Source organism: Marinisporobacter balticus (assembly GCF_004345705.1).
Lineage (GTDB): Bacteria > Bacillota > Clostridia > Peptostreptococcales > Thermotaleaceae > Marinisporobacter > Marinisporobacter balticus.
In genome coordinates this window covers 165,590-186,187 of the sequence record NZ_SLWV01000002.1, presented here as the reverse complement: position 1 = coordinate 186,187, position 20,598 = coordinate 165,590, and the positions used below count along the sequence as shown (strand labels likewise).

General features: G+C 31.6%; 18 protein-coding genes and 1 other RNA gene. 17 read left to right on the top strand and 2 right to left on the bottom strand.

Annotation, left to right across the window (positions count from 1 at the left end; genetic code table 11):
- Window positions 1-39: 39 nt before the first annotated feature.
- The 6 genes from rnr (at window position 40) to EV214_RS02435 (ending at window position 6,105) form a co-directional block, all read left to right on the top strand.
- Window positions 40-2,157: a ribonuclease R gene (rnr, locus tag EV214_RS02460; RefSeq protein WP_132242346.1), complete on the top strand. Its 2,118-nt coding sequence runs from the start codon at window positions 40-42 to the stop codon at window positions 2,155-2,157.
- Between the two features lie 73 nt (window positions 2,158-2,230).
- The gene (locus tag EV214_RS02455; protein WP_132242344.1) at window positions 2,231-3,049 is read left to right on the top strand and encodes a Cof-type HAD-IIB family hydrolase; all 819 of its coding nucleotides are present in this window, start codon (window positions 2,231-2,233) and stop codon (window positions 3,047-3,049) included.
- Between the two features lie 92 nt (window positions 3,050-3,141).
- Window positions 3,142-3,837, top strand: a complete 696-nt coding sequence (locus EV214_RS02450) for a TrkA C-terminal domain-containing protein (RefSeq protein ID WP_243116531.1) — start codon at window positions 3,142-3,144, stop codon at window positions 3,835-3,837.
- 69 nt (window positions 3,838-3,906) lie between these two features.
- Window positions 3,907-4,374 carry an SsrA-binding protein SmpB gene (gene smpB, locus EV214_RS02445; RefSeq protein WP_132242342.1) on the top strand — a complete coding sequence of 156 codons (468 nt, stop codon included), beginning with the start codon at window positions 3,907-3,909 and terminating at the stop codon, window positions 4,372-4,374.
- A 24-nt stretch (window positions 4,375-4,398) separates the two neighbouring features.
- Window positions 4,399-4,736: a transfer-messenger RNA gene (gene ssrA, locus EV214_RS02440) on the top strand.
- Between the two features lie 547 nt (window positions 4,737-5,283).
- Entirely contained in the window at window positions 5,284-6,105 is an 822-nt protein-coding gene (locus EV214_RS02435) for a nitroreductase family protein (protein ID WP_132242340.1), read from the top strand.
- A gap of 179 nt (window positions 6,106-6,284) precedes the next feature.
- On the opposite strand, the gene EV214_RS02430 is transcribed toward EV214_RS02435, so the two are convergent.
- Together EV214_RS02430 and EV214_RS02425 are read right to left on the bottom strand one after the other, a co-directional pair.
- The gene (locus tag EV214_RS02430) at window positions 6,285-6,695 is read right to left on the bottom strand and encodes a hypothetical protein (RefSeq protein ID WP_132242338.1); all 411 of its coding nucleotides are present in this window, start codon (window positions 6,693-6,695) and stop codon (window positions 6,285-6,287) included.
- A 681-nt stretch (window positions 6,696-7,376) separates the two neighbouring features.
- Window positions 7,377-8,693 carry a pyridoxal phosphate-dependent aminotransferase gene (locus EV214_RS02425; protein WP_132242336.1) on the bottom strand — a complete coding sequence of 439 codons (1,317 nt, stop codon included), beginning with the start codon at window positions 8,691-8,693 and terminating at the stop codon, window positions 7,377-7,379.
- Window positions 8,694-8,953: 260 nt separating this feature from the next.
- Here EV214_RS02425 and EV214_RS02420 point away from each other — a divergent pair, with 260 nt between their 5' ends.
- The 11 genes from EV214_RS02420 to EV214_RS02370 all read left to right on the top strand — a co-directional run bounded on the left by EV214_RS02420 (window position 8,954) and on the right by EV214_RS02370 (window position 20,534).
- On the top strand, window positions 8,954-9,703 hold the full coding sequence (locus EV214_RS02420) for a methyl-accepting chemotaxis protein (RefSeq protein WP_132242334.1): 750 nt from the start codon (window positions 8,954-8,956) through the stop codon (window positions 9,701-9,703).
- 729 nt (window positions 9,704-10,432) lie between these two features.
- Complete coding sequence (locus EV214_RS02415; RefSeq protein WP_132242332.1) at window positions 10,433-10,972, top strand: nitroreductase family protein; 540 nt, start codon at window positions 10,433-10,435, stop codon at window positions 10,970-10,972.
- 164 nt (window positions 10,973-11,136) lie between these two features.
- Window positions 11,137-11,874: an AAA family ATPase gene (locus EV214_RS02410; RefSeq protein WP_132242330.1), complete on the top strand. Its 738-nt coding sequence runs from the start codon at window positions 11,137-11,139 to the stop codon at window positions 11,872-11,874.
- 99 nt (window positions 11,875-11,973) lie between these two features.
- A complete protein-coding gene (locus tag EV214_RS02405) occupies window positions 11,974-12,420 on the top strand; it encodes a DUF3795 domain-containing protein (RefSeq protein WP_132242328.1) in 447 nt (148 codons plus the stop codon).
- A gap of 231 nt (window positions 12,421-12,651) precedes the next feature.
- A complete protein-coding gene (locus EV214_RS02400; protein WP_165916185.1) occupies window positions 12,652-13,632 on the top strand; it encodes an FG-GAP repeat domain-containing protein in 981 nt (326 codons plus the stop codon).
- 18 nt (window positions 13,633-13,650) lie between these two features.
- Window positions 13,651-15,939: a DUF3160 domain-containing protein gene (locus EV214_RS02395; protein WP_132242324.1), complete on the top strand. Its 2,289-nt coding sequence runs from the start codon at window positions 13,651-13,653 to the stop codon at window positions 15,937-15,939.
- Between the two features lie 8 nt (window positions 15,940-15,947).
- Complete coding sequence (locus tag EV214_RS02390; RefSeq protein ID WP_132242322.1) at window positions 15,948-17,024, top strand: CapA family protein; 1,077 nt, start codon at window positions 15,948-15,950, stop codon at window positions 17,022-17,024.
- 166 nt (window positions 17,025-17,190) lie between these two features.
- Window positions 17,191-18,447: an amidohydrolase family protein gene (locus EV214_RS02385; protein ID WP_132242320.1), complete on the top strand. Its 1,257-nt coding sequence runs from the start codon at window positions 17,191-17,193 to the stop codon at window positions 18,445-18,447.
- A gap of 29 nt (window positions 18,448-18,476) precedes the next feature.
- Complete coding sequence (locus tag EV214_RS02380; RefSeq protein WP_132242318.1) at window positions 18,477-18,923, top strand: YaiI/YqxD family protein; 447 nt, start codon at window positions 18,477-18,479, stop codon at window positions 18,921-18,923.
- A 33-nt stretch (window positions 18,924-18,956) separates the two neighbouring features.
- Entirely contained in the window at window positions 18,957-19,187 is a 231-nt protein-coding gene (locus EV214_RS02375) for a hypothetical protein (RefSeq protein ID WP_132242316.1), read from the top strand.
- 99 nt (window positions 19,188-19,286) lie between these two features.
- Window positions 19,287-20,534 carry a M16 family metallopeptidase gene (locus tag EV214_RS02370; protein ID WP_132242314.1) on the top strand — a complete coding sequence of 416 codons (1,248 nt, stop codon included), beginning with the start codon at window positions 19,287-19,289 and terminating at the stop codon, window positions 20,532-20,534.
- Window positions 20,535-20,598 lie beyond the last annotated feature (64 nt).

Sequence of the window (20,598 nt, the reverse complement as noted above, 5' to 3'; positions counted from 1 at the left end):
AAAATAATAATAAGCGAATAAATGATTGGAGGAATTATATTGATTATAAAAGAGCGTATACTTGAATTTATGAGAGAACAGGCATATAGTCCTATGACAGATATGGAACTTGCTAATGTATTTGAAATAGAAGCTACTGAAATGGAAGAATTTTATAATATCTTAGCGGATATGGAAATAGTTGGGCAGATTATTAAAACGAAGAAAAATAGATATGCAGCTCCTGAAAGAATGAATTTGATTGTTGGAAAATTGCAGCAACATGCAAAGGGATTTGGTTTTATATTGCCTGAAATCGAAGGGCATGCAGATGTTTTTATTCCAGCGAGTGATATAAATGGAGCGATGCACAATGATCGGGTCATTGGAAGAATTACAAAAAAAGCTGAAGATAAAAGACGCGTAGAAGGAGAAATTATTCGGATTATTGAACGTGTGAATACAGAAATTGTAGGGACTTTTGAAAGTAGTAAAAACTTTGGATTTGTTGTTCCTGATGATGCTAGAATCAACACGGATATTTATATTCCAAAGGGAGAATTAAATGGCGCAAAGGATGGCTATAAGGTTGTTGCACATATTACAAAATGGCCAAAACCTAGAAGAAATCCAGAAGGAAAAATTGTAGAAGTACTAGGACATAAAGATGACATCGGGACAGATATCATATCCATCATCAGAAAATATAAGCTACCGGAAACATTTCCTAAAAAAGTAGAAAATGAAGCTACAAATATATCTGAAGAAATTTCAAAAGAAGAAATGCAAGGAAGACAGGATTTAAGAGGTGAAAAAATTATAACGATCGATGGTGCAGATGCAAAGGATTTAGATGATGCTGTATCTGTAAAAGTTTTAGAAAATGGAAACTATCTATTAGGTGTACATATAGCAGATGTTACAAATTATGTAAGAGAACATAGTCCTCTTGACAAAGAAGCATTCAAACGGGCTACAAGTGTCTATTTGGTAGATCGTGTAATTCCAATGCTTCCAAGGAAATTATCGAATGGGGTATGTAGTTTAAATCCAAAAGTTCCAAGGCTTACATTATCTGTAAATATGGAAATTGATAAAAAGGGTAAGGTCATCAAACATGAAATATATGAAAGTATTATTCAAACTTCTGAGAGAATGACCTATACAGATGTTTCGGATATACTCGAAAAGAATGATGAAAATCTTACGAAAAAATATATATATCTAATAGAAGACTTTAAACAAATGGAAGCGCTTGCAAAAATACTGAGAAGCAAAAGAGATCATAGAGGAAGTATAGATTTCGATTTTCCTGAGTCAAAAATCATTCTTGATGAAGAAGGTGTTCCTATTGAAATAAAACAAGCAGAAAGAAGAGTTGCAAATAGAATCATAGAAGAATTTATGCTTGTATGTAATGAAACCGTGGCAGAACATTTCCATTGGGCGGATTTACCATTTGTATATAGAATTCATGAAGATCCAGATATGGAAAAAATAGAAAACTTCAATAAATTCATCCACAATTTTGGATATCATTTAAAGGGTGTAAACAATGACATCCATCCTCGCGCATTACAAGATTTATTAAAAAAGGTAGAAGGAAGAAAAGAAGAAAGAATCATCAATACACTCATGCTAAGATCTTTAAAAAAAGCAAGGTATGCGCCACAAAATACAGGACATTTTGGGCTAGCAGCAGAAAATTATTGCCATTTCACATCACCTATTAGAAGATACCCTGATCTTCAAATTCATCGTATTATTAAAGAATCCTTATCAGGAAAATTAACAGGTAAAAGAATAAAACAATTAAAAGGGATTGTTGAAAATGCATCGCAACAATCCTCTCAAAGAGAACGAATTGCTGTTGAAGCTGAAAGAGAAACCAATGATTTAAAAATGACAGAATATATGTCCCATCATATTGGAGAAGAGTTCGAAGGGATTATTGGTAGTGTGATGTCCTTTGGTATGTTTATTGAATTAGAAAATACCATTGAAGGATTAGTAAGGATTAGTTCTTTGGTGGATGATTATTATATTTACGATGAAGCAAATCATCTCTTTAGGGGAGAACGAACAAAGAAAGAATTTAAAATTGGGGATGAAGTGAAAATAAAAGTGATCAAAGCAGATGTATCTCAAAAGGAAATTGATTTTATGCTCATTCAGTAGTAAAATGATGAGAAGATACTTGCATGTATCTTCTTTTTTAAAGGGTTGGAATAAGAAAGGTGGAAAATAGATCATGTACAAATTAGTGGTAAGTGATATGGATGGCACTTTATTAAATAGTGAAAATACTGTATCACAAAATAATAAAGAGGCATTTAAGGAACTTGTAGATAAAAACATACATGTTGCTATTGCAACAGGTAGAATATATACATCAGCAAGAGTATATGCAAAATATTTAGACATTATAACACCTATTATTGCATGTAATGGTGCGATTGTTAGAAATTTAGAAGATGATAAAATTATATATGAAAGTCATATTGATAAAGAAGATTGCTTAAAGGTTTTAGATGTAGCAAGAAAGCATAAGCTCTATTTCCATTATTATAGTGCAGATACTTTCTATACAGAAAAATTAGCACATAGTTCTATCAAATATTCCGAATGGAATAAAACTTTAAAAGAAGAAGATAAAATAGATATTCAAGTGATAGAAGATGCCCATAAGCACATTGAAAATAGTGATGAAAATATCTATAAGATACAAATGATCAGTGAGGATCAAAATTTATTAGCCAAAGCAAGAAAAGAATTAGAAGGTATAGGTTCCCTCGAAATCTGTAAATCCTGGCATAATAATATCGAAATTATGAACAAAGGTGTATCAAAAGCAAATGCTATTGATCATTTAGCAAAGTCTCTAGGGGTAAAGGCAAAAGAAGTCGTATGCTTCGGAGATAATGAGAATGATATAAGTATGCTTAATTATGCAGGATTAGGGGTAGCTATGGGCAATGCAGAAACATTTGTGAAGGAAAGTGCGGATTATATCACGGCTACAAATGATGAAGATGGCGTTGCGCAAGCTATAAGAAAATTTGTTTTTTAGGTATATTTTTAGGTATATATAATATAATGCAAACATAACAAATTTCTATGTGAATCATATTATAAAATAATGAATAAAGGGGAGAACATTGTTTGGGAATATTATATGTTGTGCTTGTGATCTCAATTCTTTTAATTATTGTGGAGGTATTGGCTATTGCGCTAAAGATTACAGGGCTTGATATGGATAAGGCAAGATTTCAGGTAATATCTATTATTACAGGTACTGGCTTTACCACGAAAGAAGCAGAACTCATTACACAACATCCAACAAGAAGACAAATTGCTGAAATATTGATGCTTATTAGCTATGTAGGTACAGCCACGTTAATTGGATTGATTATGGGAATTGTAAACCTTATGACCAAAGAAGAAGGTATGTATAGTTTGATTGTTGTTATTGGTATTGCTATTTTGATTTTATTTTTAACAAGAAACAGATGGGTCATTAGTAGAATGGAAAAATACATTGAAAGACAGCTTTTAATACAAATGGAAAGAAATAAAAAATATAAGACGGTAGAGGAAGCATTAAAGCTAAATGATGAATTTGGTATAGCTGAATTTGTTTTAGAAGAAAACAATAACCTTGTGGATAGAGCACTTGAAAATTCGGGATTAAAAGAAAAATATATTCAAGTACTCAATGTCGACAGAGGTTCGCATATGGTACATTTTCCAAGTAGTAAATTTGTTTTCCAACAGGGAGACAAAATTGTGTTATATGGGCAATTAGACAATATTAAAGAATTGGTTCTCAAACAAGCAAATGAAAATTTGAATACTTGACATAATATTGTTTCTGTGTTATTATTAATAACTGATATGAATATAGATTCTTTTAAAGTAGGTGTTTGCATGGGAGACGGGAAAGTAGTTGCCAATAATAAAAAAGCAAGGCATGATTATTTTATTGAAGAAACGTATGAAGCAGGGATTGCACTAATGGGAACAGAAGTGAAATCCATTCGAATGGGTCGAATCAATTTAAAGGATAGTTATGCGAAAGTAGAAAATGGCGAAATATTTATCTATAAAATGCATATCAGTTTCTATGAAAAAGGAAATATATTTAATGTTGATCCTCTAAGAACAAGAAAAATATTGCTTCACAAAAAAGAAATTAGCAAATTGATAGGATATACAACACAAAAAGGATTAGCACTCATACCGCTTAAGGTCTATATCAATAGCCGAGGATTAGTAAAAATTCAGCTTGGTGTAGCACAAGGGAAAAAGAACTATGACAAGCGTGCGGATATGGCCAAAAAAGAAGCAAATCTTCGTATACACAAAGAAATGCGTCAAAGACAAAAGTCTTATTAGACTTTTATCATATCATGGGGGCGTACAGGTTTCGACGGGGGTTTAGAGTCAATAGTAGCGAGTGGCGGTTTTTCCTTGGGGTCCGCCTTAAAAAACTGGGGAACTAAATATAAACGCTAAAAACGATTACGTTTTAGCAGCTTAATAACAGCTGCTCGGTCTACCTAAGCTTCCCACGGCTTAGACTAGAACGTCATTAAGGTGGGGAACTACTTTGGGGGTGTCTCGACCCAAACGTAGAATAATTGAGACTGGTCTAACCGATAGCCTGTCATTGGGCGATTGTGAGGATGAGAACCTAAAACAATGAATGCACTCGGAGAAGCTATTGGCAAAGGGCTTTCGGACAGGGGTTCGATTCAAAAAGAGTCGCCTTGTAGTGTGAACTACAAGTGAAAATTTGGCTTGATCGGTGAAACCGTAACGTAAAGACGACGGCAATACCGAGGAGTATGTGGAGTAATCCAACAGCTCTGTATCGACTTATAGGCATCCAAACTGGATGTACTAGGATAGAAGTTAAAAACTATACTAAAACTTCTATAACACGCCAGAGGGGTTAAAGATAACCTCAAGATATAGTCAGCGCCATTAGAGATAATGGAATAAGTGTCCCCTCGCCTCCACCAATAATAAAAAGAGTTATGCTTAGAATTCTAAGCATAACTCTTTTTATTCATATTGACATTAATCTATTATAAAAATCTTCTGTTGCTTCTAAGATTGGACAGAATCAAATGATTTGGGTATAATCATAATTATTATTGAATGAATCTGTACTTATATACGAAAGTATGATAAGTTTTATTTATAGATAGCTCAAACGAGCATAACAGTAAAGAACAATTGAAAAATTAGTTAACTTTTAATTTTTTATTTGTTCATCAACAAATAAGGAGCGGAAAAATTATGATGATTATAGATACTGAAAAATGTATAGGATGCAAACAATGTGTGAAAGATTGTGTGGCGAGAGATATAGAAATGGTAGATGGCAAAGCGAAGATTCATAATGTTACTTGTATTAAATGTGGACATTGTATTGCTATATGTCCTAAAGATGCCGTAACGACAGATGAATACAATATGGAAGAAGTACAGAATTATTCTAAAGATAAATTTCATGTTGACCCTGAGAATTTATTAAACTTTATAAAATTCAGAAGAAGTGTAAGGAAATTTAAAAAACAAGATGTAGAGGTAGAGAAATTATATGAAATTATTGAGGCTGGAAGATTTACGCAGACAGCAATTAATATGCAAGATGTATCTTATGTGGTGGTCAAAGAAGGGTTAGAAAAATTAAAAGAATTAACACTTGAAAGTTTAAAAAATATTGGTGAACATATATTGGCGAATTTAACGCCAGAGACTATGGTCTATAAAAGATATGCACAAATATGGATTGGCATGTATGAAGCATATAAAGAAAATCCTAAGGGAAAAGACGGCCTATTTTTTAATGCGCCAGCAGTGATTGTCGTTACAGCTAACATAGAGGTAAATGGTTCGTTAGCTTCTTCAAATATGGAACTTATGACAAATGCATTAGGGCTTGGAACTTTCTTCAGTGGATTTTTTGTAAGAGCGGCACAAGAAAATAAAGAAATAAGAAATTTTCTTGAGATTAAAGATTCAAAACAAATAGTAAGTTGTATGGTAATTGGTTACCCAGATATAGAATACAAACGAACTGTACCAAGAAATAAAGCAGATATAGGTTGGAAATAACAGCGTTTGTCAAGAAAATTATGGATTTAACATTCATTAATGGAAACAGAAAAAAACCTTATTTGACTTAATTAAATAGGACAAATAAGGTTTTTAATATTTTTTAGTACTTTCTATAGTCAATAGGTGAAATTCAGAGTAAAGTAGATAGCTCTGTTGTTAAATATCTCTATGACCTATTACGATGCTTTATCTTGAATTGATTGTTTATCTTTAGCTAACTTATCTGTTTCCCATGTCTGATAATCACCAAGTAGATTCAATGCTCTTTTCATTGTTTTATCATGTACTTTTGAGCGATCTTTAAGAATATTTGACATTTGTATTAATTGAATATTTAGATATTTAGGATTGTTAAGTTTATTCGCAAGAGAATTTGTAGCTGTTTTGTTTTTTGATGACAAAAGAGATTCTTTAAACATTAGAAGCAGAAAACTATTTTTCTTTTGTTTTGGGACTTGCTTTGCCATTTCATATGTCTGCGTGAAGAACTTCTGTAAATTTTTCTTTTTATAACGATGCAATGTAACACCTGCTCCAACTACTAAACTAAGAATTGCCCCAATAGTAAATACACTCGTAGTATTCATTAATATCACTCCTTTAGGAAATATACTCTTTTATTTTACCATAAATCATTTATAAATACAGTACCTATTATACATGACAGGGGCGACAAGAGATAAAGCCTTTCCATGTATAATAGGTATTGGCCTCAGATGTATCTACGTTTATAGCAATAGTAGTATTAACAAGTTAGAATAAAAACACCTAAAATTCCAGCATATAGTAAGGCTTCATATAGAATTTATAGACAGTATTCCTGTTCTTGGGGTAATAAGTTATAAATTTTTCAGTATCTGTAATGGAGATAGCAATATCCTCATGAAGTATATCTTTATTCGAGAATATCATTAATTCTTTCTTATGACAACTATCTTAACATAGGGGAGTATACTAAATTAGTATTATAAAAGGTAAATTGTACCATAAATGAAGGCTAACTTTTTTGAGTGCGTTTTGAAATGAATGAAGAATCCCCCAACAATTGAAGAATCTTTATTTCCTTAATTATAAGGAAATATTTTGTATTTCTGTTTATAATAATCTAAAATTACTCTAGTAAAATCATTGGAAATTGCTGCAGAGGAAATATAAAATAATCCTATGACACTTCGTAGGGGGCTAAAGGGATGATTAATTTAGTGCAAAAACAAATCGCCGGCTTAGCCGGCGATCATGATTCAAACTGGGACTATGAGTTCTATTCCCTATCGTTGTGCTTCAAATTGTTTTAAAAGTTGAACAAACAATTCAGGAACCTTTGCCATATTTTCAGGAGTTTCTACAAATGAAATTCGGAATTGTGTGCTTCCAGGATTTTTCTCACCTTCATCAATATTATAGAATCCTTTCATCGGCGCTACTAGAAGTGTTGTTTCAACTCCATTGAGGTTAACGGATCCTTCCTGTGCACAGTACAAAACGAAGTCAATCGCATCAAATCCAGGTTTTACTACATTTCTAACGTCAATTACTGAGTATATGGATGCGTCAGGACTAGAAACAATCAAACCAGGTTCTTGCTCTTTTAGACCATTATATACTTTAAATATTTGTTCTTTGTAGTACTCACGAATATTCTTACACCATCCGGCAATTTCTTCTTTGCTTTCATGTGCCAATGCGCCGAATATGTACTGACCGATTACATTTGCACAAAGATTTGCAGTATATTCAGCTATGGAACGGTTATTGAATTTAGCATTGTCCGTGATCAAACCACCTATTCTTAAACCACACGCATTCCATACTTTTGATGCAGTCTCGATACTAATTCTTCGGCCTTCGATGCCAGGGACATCTGCGTCAGTGATACCCCAGATGCTGACAAGTTTGTTACCTCCATCATAATACAGTTCACGGTAAGCTTCATCGCTAACCATCCACATGTTGTATTTCACGCATAATTTAGCGAGTTCTTTAAGTGTTTCATAATCATAGAGTTGTCCTGTAGGATTGTCATAAGGGATGACAAGAAGTGCTCCAGGATTGTGTGCTTTAATTGCTTCTTCAATTTTATTCAGTTCTGGAAGGTTGAACTTGCCGTCTTCGCCTAAATGACGCTTTACTGTGACTATTTTACGTCCAATTCTTCCTGCAAAAGAAATATAATTAGTGTAAGCTGGATCTATCACCATAAGAGGCTTGTCCGCAGTACCCGCAGCACCACAAACACCGAGTAATAGCAATTCCATAGAAGCAGATCCTCCGTCAGTTATTTGCACGAATAATTTGCTCGTATCGAAACCTTCACACGTAAGGATATTTTTAAAAGCATCCTGACACTCTGTATAACCAGCAGTAGTTGAATATCGCATAACACCTTTTGCAAATGGGCTTTCAGGTGCATCAAGTGAAAACATCCTTTTTTGCATAGCCGGATTTGTTGGGAGTGAAACATTACCGATACCTACATTGATTACAGCCTCGGGCTTGACTTTACGTTCCTCGTATTTCATTTGCGCTAATCGAACGTCTGATGGCGTCCTTGATTCGAAGTGAGCTGATAGAATTGGTTTGTTCATAATTAAAGTCTCCTTTTTTAAAAGTATTTTTAAACTTTTGAATTGTATTACTTTTTCTATTATAGTATACCATTATTTTTTTTATATTCTCAATATAATTTTATCATTAATTCGTGTTTATTTGACTTTTTTTTATATGTAGTGCTAATAAAGAACCAATTGTTAATATTATCTGCTATTAATATTTTATTGTTCAATAAAAGCACCATATTTATTCTATAAAATAAGAAAAACTTGGAAGTACAACTCCATCGGTACAATTGGATTCAAATGAAAAACCAGGGCCACCAGATGAAGTCCTCAATTTTCAAGAAGCAACAGAAACTTTAGCTGAAGTTGTCTCATCAATAAATGAAATCGCAGCTTCTTCAAAGGAAGTTTCATTTATAATAAACGAACTAGATTTATCATCCAAGAAGATAGGTGATATTATACAAATAATAGCAGAAATCTCATCTCAAACGAATCTTTTAGCACTTAATACAGCAATAGAAGCTGCCCGTGCTGGTGAATTCGGTAGAGGTTTCAGCGTGGTTGCAGATGAAATAAGAAAACTAGCTGATCAAAGTAATATTGCGTCTACTGAAATAGCGAGTCTTGTGAAGGAAAATCAGTTAAAAACTTCTTCAGTAGTAGATTCTGTAAATGAAGTTGCTACAAAAGTATCTGTTGGCGTTAATAAAGCTTCAGAGGTTGGTCAAAGTATACATAATATAATGGAAAACATAGATAATATGGTAAAGCAAATAGAAGGTATTGACAACGACAACGAACAACAGGCCCAAAGTACCAATGAAATTGGAAAGACCATTAAAAGTATAGCCTCAACATCAAGCGAGATCACTAATGGCACTGAAAATATAAGTGCAAGTATTCAAGAACAGTTAAGTACTATGTCTAATATAGAGCTCATTTCCATAAAATTTTTAAAAATGATGCATCATATGGACATAGTGCTTCTAAAAAAGAAACCTGCTATAGCTTTAAGCTACATGCTATTACTACTTTAGATGGTTTTTATTACTGGTTTTATCTTGTCGTCAGCTTGTTGATGACCGTGAAGCCAGAACAATTAGATATCAACAAAGTATTATCAAAATCCTTAAGGGGGCTTACAAGCAGAATAAGAACAAAAATTTTAGCTATTTCATCAATAAGCTATTAGGCAAAAATCAGAATGTCGGTAACATTAAAGAACTTATATTTAGATAAAATATCTAAAATTAGTTTTTTAAGGATATGTTTTTTTGTAAAAACGAACTGAAAATTTATGTTAATATTGATTTACTAATATATCAGATTGACTAAATATATTTTGGGTTGCATACTTTCATCGGATTTTATGATTTTTTTTAAAAATAGAAAGAAAAGAGGTTTTGATATATATTGAAAAATATGCAATTATATTTGATATAATGTTATAATATGGATAAGTTTTAAAAATATATTAGTGTAATCTAAGTATATCTTATACAGGTTATGCTACGCATATAGAATATATCAGTAGCACAATCAGTTATGGTCATTATGAAATAGTATTTAAAATGAAGCTAATATTTATAATGGAAAGTTAAAAGATAGTCGATAGAAGGATTGAGGATTACGTGTATATGGAGGTGTTACATAACACTTTCTGCTAGAAAAAATTTAGATGTTTATAATCAGATTTTATTGAGTAATTTAGTAGAGAAATAAAACTTGAGTAATAATATTTAGAATTTAAGGGAGGCATTTATAGAATGATTAAAAATATTGAAATGCGTAGAAGTATAAGAAAGTATATTAATAAAGCTGTTGAAGATGAACAAATTGTACAGTTGATTGAAAGTGCAAGACTTGCACCATCAGGTAGCAATACACAACCTTGGCATTTTATTATAGTTAAATCTCAAGAAAATAGAGAAAAATTAGCAAAGGTATCTCATAATCAAAAGTGGATGTATTCTGCTCCTATTTTTATAGTATGTATAGCAGATATACGTTGTAGAATAAAAGAAGACCAAGAAATATTTTTAAATGAAAATAGCCCGTTGGGGGAATTAAAACAAATAATTAGGGATACATCTATTTCTATAGAGCACATAGTATTAGAAGCTGATAATTTAGGATTAGGTACTTGTTGGGTTGCATGGTTTACTCAAGAAGAAATTAGACCAATATTAAATATACCTTCTGATAAGTATGTAGTTGGTATTCTTACTGTTGGATATGCGGATGAAATGCCAAAATCTCGTCCAAGAAAAAAGATTGAAGATATGGTTCATTATGAAACCTGGTAAAACACAAAATTTTTAAAGTTAAAAATAACGGTTATTGAATGAAGTACCTTTTAGGACATAGACGTTGCGTAATCCTATTAGAAGATATAGGATTACGCAACGTCTAAAACCGATAGCTGACATTCGCAATTGACTATTTAATAAAATTTTGATTGGAGTACTTAATGATTGAAGATAAGTTTAATCAATATATTAGAGAAGTTGAATTATTAAAATCTAAGATTCCTTCAACTAGACAATATCCATTTGATTTGCCGTCGGTTGAAAGATTAGAAACCTTGAAGTTTCATCCAAATGTGACATTTATGATAGGTGAGAATGGAAGTGGCAAATCGACATTACTAGAAGCAATATCTGTTTCATGTGGATTCAATCCTGAAGGCGGATCAAAAAATTTTAATTTTGCTACTAAGGCTACACATTCCAATTTGTATCAGTATTTGAAACTCATAAAAGGAGTAAAGAAACCAAGAGATGGATTTTTCTTAAGAGCAGAAAGTTTTTATAATGTGGCTTCAAATATTGAAGAACTTGGAAGCGATCTATTGAATTCATATGGAGGACAATCTCTACACGCTCAATCACATGGGGAATCTTTTATGTCTTTAGTGCTAAACAGATTTAGGGGAAAAGGCTTATATATTTTGGATGAACCAGAAGCAGCATTATCTCCAACAAGACAATTAGCCCTTTTGTCGAGAATACATCAGTTAGTAGAAGACGATTCTCAATTCGTTATTGCAACACATTCTCCAATAATTATGGCGTATCCTAATGCTAAGATATATGATGTTGATAATGGATATGATGAAATTGAATATACTGAAACAGACCATTATTGTATTACGAAAGAGTTTTTAAATAATCCATCTAAGATGATGGATATTATATTAAAAGAATAAATGGGGGATGAACATTATTTGCAGACACGCTACTTAAAATATGTGGAATGTTGAAAGATCGCAAATATAAATCGTAAAGAAAGATAAGGGGGAGCAAAGATGAATAAAAAAGAAATATTAGCAAGAATAGCACCGTGCGGATTAGCATGTTATAAATGTGTTGGATTTGCAGCTGGAGAGGTACAATATCATAGTCAAAAAACATTAGAACTTTTGAAAAATTTTGATAGTTATGCAGAAAAATTTTCAAAATTTATGCCTGTTTATAATAAATATCCTGATTTTAAAGAAATCTTAAAGGTATTTAGTGAAGCAAGCTGTGAGGGTTGCAGAGGAGGTATATGTAAGTTTCCAGGCTGTGGGGTAGCACCTTGTATCAAAGAGAAAGATTTTAATTTCTGCTATGAGTGTGAAGAATTTCCTTGCGATAAGATGAATAATGATTCAAATCTTAAAGAACGTTGGATTAAAATGAATAGAAGAATTAAGGAGATTGGACTTGAAGAATATTATGAAGAAACAAAAACAAAACCTAGATATGAGTAATTTTTATCTATAAATAACATTGAAGAATAATTTATTTGATGAGGCAGGTTGGCTGGTAAAAAGGATAATTACAGGACCCAATACAGGCGGAGAAATGGTTGCGTTGAAAACAGTAGGTTTATAAAGTGGAAAAGTAGACAGAGATATTGAACACGGATCTAAAAAAGCTTTGAAGAAAATCCAAGAAAAAGTGAGAAGATTTTTTAAATAACGATTTAAGGAATGAATATGATGCAAAAGAAGAGAATACTTATTCTATTTTTTAGTATAGTACTAATCTTCCTTGGGATGAATTTTAAGTTTCAACGTATTTTACATATAAAATATGAAAAAGAAAACATAGTTTGCTTCAAAGGGCAGTTTTTAAATTATATAATGCTTGGGATGAAACCTGAAAAATCTATTATAAATGCAAAGATCCTTGGAATTACTAAGGAGACTGCGGAATTTTTGGGTGTTTTGAGAACAAATAAAATGGAATATATTGTGTGTAGGATAGAGGATGATTTAAAAATATATGACAAAAATAAAAAATTCGCTTGTACCTACAAAATAGGGAAAGGTAAAAAGAAGATTGTAAGCTTTTGCATAGAAGATTTAAATAATGATGGAAATGATGAAATACTTCTGATTATAGGTAAAAAGGGTGAAAAAATTGGGAATAACATGCAAATACTTTCTTTTGATGGAGGTTTAAAAGAAGTATATAATAAATTTTTTTCAACGTTGAATCCATGGAAGGTGCAAACTGCCGATGTAGATGGAGATGGAAAAAAAGAAATAGCTATTGGTGTTTATAAAAAAACAAAATTTTATCCGATTATGGAGAAAAGACCATTTATTTATGAATGGAGGGATGGAAGGATTTTTCCGAAGTGGAGGGGCTCAAGGTTATCTAAACCCTTTGATGATTATATATTTTTAGATATTGATGAAGATAAAATGGACGAAATTATAGCTATAGAGGTCTTGAAAGACGGTAGAAAAACTATAAATGCATATAAGTGGAAAGGGTTTGGATTTGAAGGAATAGGGGAAAGTGGAGGCTATGAACAAATCTATAAGATCCTAAAAGAAGATGAAAATAATAAAATCTATGCAAAGGTAAAAGATCAAGAGAATATTATATGGGTAGTTTTGATATATAAAGATGGAAGGTGGATGCTTCAAGATAAGGTATGTGATTATGTACCTATTGTTTATATGAAATGAAAAAATGGAGGAAAAAAGATGTTTAAAAGAAGAATGAGGATTATTTTATTTTGCTTGATTTATTTAGCGGCAACCATTTTTTCAACTATAGGTTGTTCTTCTGTAAAAACAGAAGATCATAAAAAAGAAAATGATGTAGCAAAAATATCTACAGAGAAAGATGAAGCCAGCGAAAAGGAATTAATTAAAACAGATCAATCTGAAGAAAAGTATAAGCTAGATGAAAGCTTGTTTGCTTTAGAAAATAGAAGAGGATATATAAATGTTCCTTTTGAGTTTGTGAAAACAGAGGCAAAAGTAAATCCATATTGTGTAGATGCTGATTTGTCAAATGTTGAAAATATAGGGCAGTTTGGAGAATTTACAGAAGCACAGAAAAAGCTTCTTGAAAAGAACAGTTTTTTTGTAAACCCTACAAAACAAGAACAACTGTTCTATATTTATGAAGATAACGAATATAAAAGAATTCCTTCTTTTATCACAACAGATTCAGTCCTTCAGGTATATCATATTTTTTATGATTATTCCTTAAGAACATTAGAACAAGAAAAGCTTATAGATGTTTTGGAAAAGCTTACAGAAAGTATGCTTGATAAATCAATTTTCTTATATGAAAAAATAGAAAATGAAGAAGTAAAAAAAGCACAGTTAAAAAATATTGCCTATTTTGGTGTGGCTTGGAAGACTTTAGGAAAAGAATTACCAGATATGATTCCGAAAGATGTAAAAACTATGATTGATAAAGAATATACATTGATTCATAAAAAAGAAGGATTTAGCGAATCGTCAATATTTCCTTTTCAATTAGATTATAGTCAATACAGACCAAGAGGGCATTATACAAGAAGTGATGATTTAAAAAGATATTTTAAAACGATGATGTGGTATGGGCAAGCACCTTTCCCATTATATGTTATGAAGGAGGGTGAAAAAATAAAGGACGTAGAACAAACCCTTCAGGCATTACTTATTACTTACAGCTTATTGCTTGGAAATGATGGCATTGAAGATATAAACAGATGGGAAAAAATTTATGATCCTACTGTATTTTATGTAGGAAATGCAGATGATTTGAACTTTTATCATTATAAGAAGCTTTTTATATCTGTATATGGAGAAAATCCGAATGTAGAAAAATTGAATGAAAAGGAGAAATTAGAAAGATTTTATATAGAGGCAGATAAACTGCCTGAGCCTATCATAAAAGCAGAATATACGGGTGTAACAACGCCTGTAGGGAAACAGTTTCGGTTTATGGGACAAAGATATATTCCAGATTCAGAGATCATACAAAAATTAGTAATGCCTTTAGAAAGACCCATCCCATCAGGACTTGACGTAATGGGTGTATTAGGATCTGATAGAGCCTATGATTTGCAGATAAATACTTATCATGAAGATGAAAAATGGGCAGGCTATGTAGGAGCTTTTCAGAAGATGCGCTATAAATTTGATCATTTAGAGGAAGAAAAATGGAAATCTAATATGTATTATGGATGGCTTTGGGTATTAAAAGGGCTAATAAAACCAATCGATGAAGGATATCCATCTTTTATGCTTAGTGATGCATGGAAGGATAAATCTTTAAGCACAGCTTTAGGAAGCTGGTCAGAATTAAAGCATGATACAGTACTTTATGGAAAACAAAGTGGTGCTGAATGTGGTGGAGGAGAAGAGCCCCCACAAGTAAAAGGATACGTAGAGCCTAGTATTGAAGTATATGAGAAATTATTATGGCTAACGAAATATTCAAGAGAAAATCTAAAACAAAAAGAGATCCTTACAGGAAGTATAGAAAGTAAAATGCAGAGCTTTGAAGATTTATTGAGCTTTTTAATCAATTGTTCTGTAAAAGAATTAAGAAATGAAGCGTTAGAAGCAAGTGAGTATGACCAACTTTTAACTTATGGAGGATTTTTAGAGTACTTAACAAGCTCTTTTGCTGAGGGCAATCCAAGGTGGTTTGAAATCACATCAGAAACGGATAAAAATATGGCAGTGATTGCTGATATTCATACAGTAGCACCGAATGAATATAGTGATGGTGGATATTTTGAAGTAGGTGTAGGTCCAGCATATGAAATGTATGTAATAGTACCTATTAATGGAAAATTATATATGACAAGAGGATCTGTTTTTAGTTATCATGAATTCTTGCAAAAGAATAAACGACTTACAGATGAAGAGTGGCAGCAGATGATCAAGGAAAATAAAACATCTCCACACAGAAGCTTTATGAAAAGCTTTATAGAAAAAGGAAAAGAGGAAATTCCTGAACCAGTAAAACCATATAGTTCAGGGTGCTAATTGATTTTATGAAAAAAGTATATGTAATAGGAATGCTGCTATTGATATTCACTTGCATGAAAATTTTCACTTTGGGTGGAGTAGATGCTTCACTTAAAGTTTCTACATTTTCATTTAGCAAATCAATTTCAAAAAATTCAAGGAATGTAGAAGTATGTTTTGTAGGAGATATTTTACTAGATCGGGGAGTTAGAAAAAAATTAAATGAAAAAGGATATGATTATCCATATTTAAAGGTAAAAAAGATACTAAATGAAGCAGACGTCACTTTTGGGAATTTAGAAAATCCTATTACAAATAGAGGAACAGCAGTATATAAAAGAAGAGATTTGATTTTCCGAGGAGATAATCAGAATGCAAAGTTTCTTAAGGAAGCGGGTTTTGATATATTAAACCTTACAAATAACCATGCTATGGATTATAGAAGCACAGGAATAGATGATACAATTAATCATTTGAAAAAAGTTGATATAAAGCCATTAGGGGTAGTAAAACCTAGTCAAAAGATAAAACCTTTGATGATTCAAAAAAAAGGTGTGCATTTGGGTTTTTTAGGATATAGTATTTTTCCTCCTGAAGGATATATCTACTCAAGAGATCGTGCGGATATTTTAAGAGTAGATAATAATGCTTTTGGGAATGAAATCAAAAGAGCCAAGAAGGCGTGTGACTTTTTAGTAGTTTCATTTCATTGGGGGAAAGAATATGAAGTTTTTCCAAGTGATCATCAAAAAGAGATGGCGCATAAAGCAATAGATTGTGGTGCTGATCTTGTGATTGGACATCATCCTCATGTACTTCAAGGGGTTGAAAAATATAAGGATAAACTGATTTTTTATAGTCTAGGAAATTTCATATTTGACAGACAAATACAAAATGGAGTAGATGAAACGGTGATTGTAGATTTGTATATCAATAAGAATGGGTATAAGGAAATAAGATGCATTCCGATAAGAATCATAGATTGTCAACCAAATCTAGCCGAAGGGAAGGATGCAGAATATATTTTAAAGAGATTGCAAACGTATTCTGATGGATTGATTGATGCAATTGAAATAAAGAATGGATTTGGATATATATACTGAAGAAGTGTACCATGTATCCCTTACTTCTACCAGTGAGACGCGTGACCGTATTGGATCAATCCAGTACGGTCATTTTAGTTTTAGCTTTAACGATCTAAATAAAGTTTTCGTTTATAAATAAAAATTGGTATACTAAAGAATATGAAATGTACAAGGGATTGGAGAAATGGAAAAGATATTAATAGTGAAAGGAAATATTATATTTACAAAAGTATCTAATAGATTTGAGTGCTATGAGGATCACTATATTATATCAATTAACGGAATTATAGAGGGCATTTATAAGGTATTACCTCAAAAATATGAAAATTGTACTGTGAAAGATTATGGTGAAAGATTTATTATCCCTGGGTTTGTTGATTTACATTTACATGCAGCACAGTTTCTTCAATGTGGCATGGGAATGACAAAGAAATTGCTTGACTGGTTAAATGATTACACATTTGATTTGGAAAAGCAATTTCAAGATGTATCGTTTGCTAAAGAAGTATATAAACGATTTGCAGATCAACTGGTTGCAAAAGGTACCCTTAGAGCATGCATTTTTGGATCTACATCTACAAAAGGTACAGAAATATTGTTTGAAGTATTGAAAGAAAAAGGGATAGGTGCTTATGTAGGAAAAGTGAACATGGATAGGAATGCGCCGGATTTTATAATTGAAACTACAGAAGAATCAATAAAAGGAACAAAATATCTTATAGAGAAATATAAGGATGAAAAACGCGTAAGACCTATTATTACACCAAGATTTGCACCTACGAGTACAGAGGATTTGCTACAGAGGTTAGGAGAATTGGCTGAAAAATACAATATTCCTGTACAATCGCATGTGAGTGAAAATATTGATGAAATCAATTGGGTAGGAGCGCTTTTTCCTGATTCAAAAAATTATGTAGATGTTTATGATAAACATGGTTTATTTGGACAAACACCCACGGTTATGGCACATGGCATTTATTTAGATAAAGATGAACTGAATAGGGTGAAAAGAAATAAGGTAACATTAACGCATTGTCCTGATTCCAATGTAAATGTGAGAAGTGGGATTATGCCTTTGAGAAAATATCTAAATATGGGACTTCAAATTGGATTAGGTAGTGATATAGCAGGAGGTCACAAAATTGCTTTAAATGAAGCAATGGTTAGAGCTATTCAATTATCAAAGCTGGTAAATATGCGTAAACCAGAGTATGAAATACTTAGTGCTTCAGAGGCATTTTATTTAGGAACAAAAGGTGGAGGGTCATTTTTTGGAAAGACTGGGAGTTTTGAGAAAGGATATCTTTTTGATGCATTAGTTATTGAAGATGATGAATGGATAGCAAATCGTTATGGTTTAGAAGATAGATTAGAAAGTTTTTTGTACATAGGAGATGATCGGAATATTTGTGCACGCTATGTAGAAGGCTGTGAGATTTAGGATCATAAATATGGAAGGTGGCGAGGGGTATGAAAATATTGATTGATGCGGATGCATGTCCTGTGAAGGAGATTATATTAGAAGTTGCAAAAGAATATAAAGTAGCATTGGTAATGATTAAAAATATTTGTCATGAACTATATGATGATTATGCAAAAATTATTACCGTTGATAAAGGAAGAGATATGGCAGATATGGTACTGATTAATAATACAGAAAAAGATGATATTGTAGTTACACAAGATTATGGGGTAGCAGCACTAGCACTTGCAAGAAAAGCTTTAGTAATTAATCAAAACGGTTGGTTATATACAAATGAAAATATTGATGAGTTACTAAGCAAAAGACATATAAACCAGCAGATGAGAAGGAAACATAAAAAGTATACAAAAATAGCAAAAAGAACAAAAGAGGATAACTTAAAGTTTGAAAGAAAATTTAGAGAATTGGTGATGAGCAGAATAACGAATGAATGATGAAAAAAATAATGAAGAAAGAGGAGTATAAAGATGACTATTCAGATTGAAAAAGAAAATGATGAAAATCTTTACATAAGTTTTAATTATGATGTAGAAAGAGTAAGGAGGATCAAATCAATTAAGGGAAGCTATTGGGATTCAAAGAAAAAGGTTTGGGGTATTCCTTATAATAAAAAAACCTTGCTTGAATTTTTATATTTATTTTCTGATGAAGAGATAGTAGCACAGGATGCATTAGATTGTTTTATGCTTATGAAATAGAAATGATAATTTTTTAAAACCATATTGCGAAAGAAGATACTGCTATAATAGAGAAAGAAAACTTAGAATAAAAAATAATAAGTAGGGTAGGAGTGTATGATGGGAAAACAATTTTTTAATAGTAATGAATATGAATTAGAAAATGGTATACAGCTGATTACAATAAAAAAAGAGACCCATATTGCATCCATACATATAGGTATGAAAATAGGTGCCATGTATGAAAATATGGATGAAAAAGGGATGAGCCATTTTATTGAACATATGTTGTTTAAAGGGACAGGTAAAAGAGATAATCATAGAATTAATCAAGATTTTGAAGAGAGAGCAGGTTCCTACGATGCTTATACAGATTATACTGCTACGGTGTTTTCTATCACTGCATTAGCTGAAGAACTAGAAACATCCACAGATCTTTTATCGGATATGATGATGAACGCTACTTTTCCAGAAGAAGAAATTGAAAAGGAAAGAAAGGTGATTTTAGCAGAATTCAAATCAGATATGGATGATGTAGAACAGTATAGCTTTTTAAAAATCAATGAAATAGCCTTTAAAAAAAGTCCACTACGATATGATATTTTGGGAAGAAAAAAAACAATCAATGGTTTTACTCGAGACCAACTAAAAAGGTTTTATAAAAAACATTATATTCCTAATAAATGTGTTATTAGTATCGTTTCTCCTTTTGATCATAACTTAGTAAAAGAAATGATAGAAAAATATTTTAAAAAATGGGAGAAGGGAAAAGAAGAAACTATTTTAATTCGTATAGAAAAAAATAAAAATGTGGAAAGAATATCCTATAAAAATAATATAGAACAAAATACAATCCTTTTCTTATATACATTCCATGAACTAACACACAAGGAAGAATTAGCTTTACAAGTGTTAAATCATAAATTAGGGCAAAGTGCTAATTCAATTCTATTTCGTGCGCTTCGAGAAGAAAAAGGCTTTTCTTATGATGCTTATGCTGAAATCGACACAACACCATTTATAAAAACACTATATATTTATACGACAGCAGAAGAAAATGAAATAAGAGAGGCTAAAAAGGTTATTGAAGCGTGTATTGAAAAAATAAAAGCACAGGAAATATATTTTGATGATAAAAATATTATACATATGAAAAAAGTTGTAAAAACTGCTGTTGTGTTAATGCTAGAAGATGTAGAAGGGTTGGGAAATTATGTACTACATCAAAAGATGATGGATAAAAAGATCAATGCATTTATTGATGATATGGAAGAATTGGATAATATTCAAAGTGATGATATTTACAAGGTAGCAAATAGGGTGTTTTGTGAGCCAACAATTCATATTTTATTGAGTAAAAATGAATAGGATAAATAGAAACCCTTTAAGAAAAATAAACTTTCTTAAAGGGTTTCTGAATGGATTAAAAAGG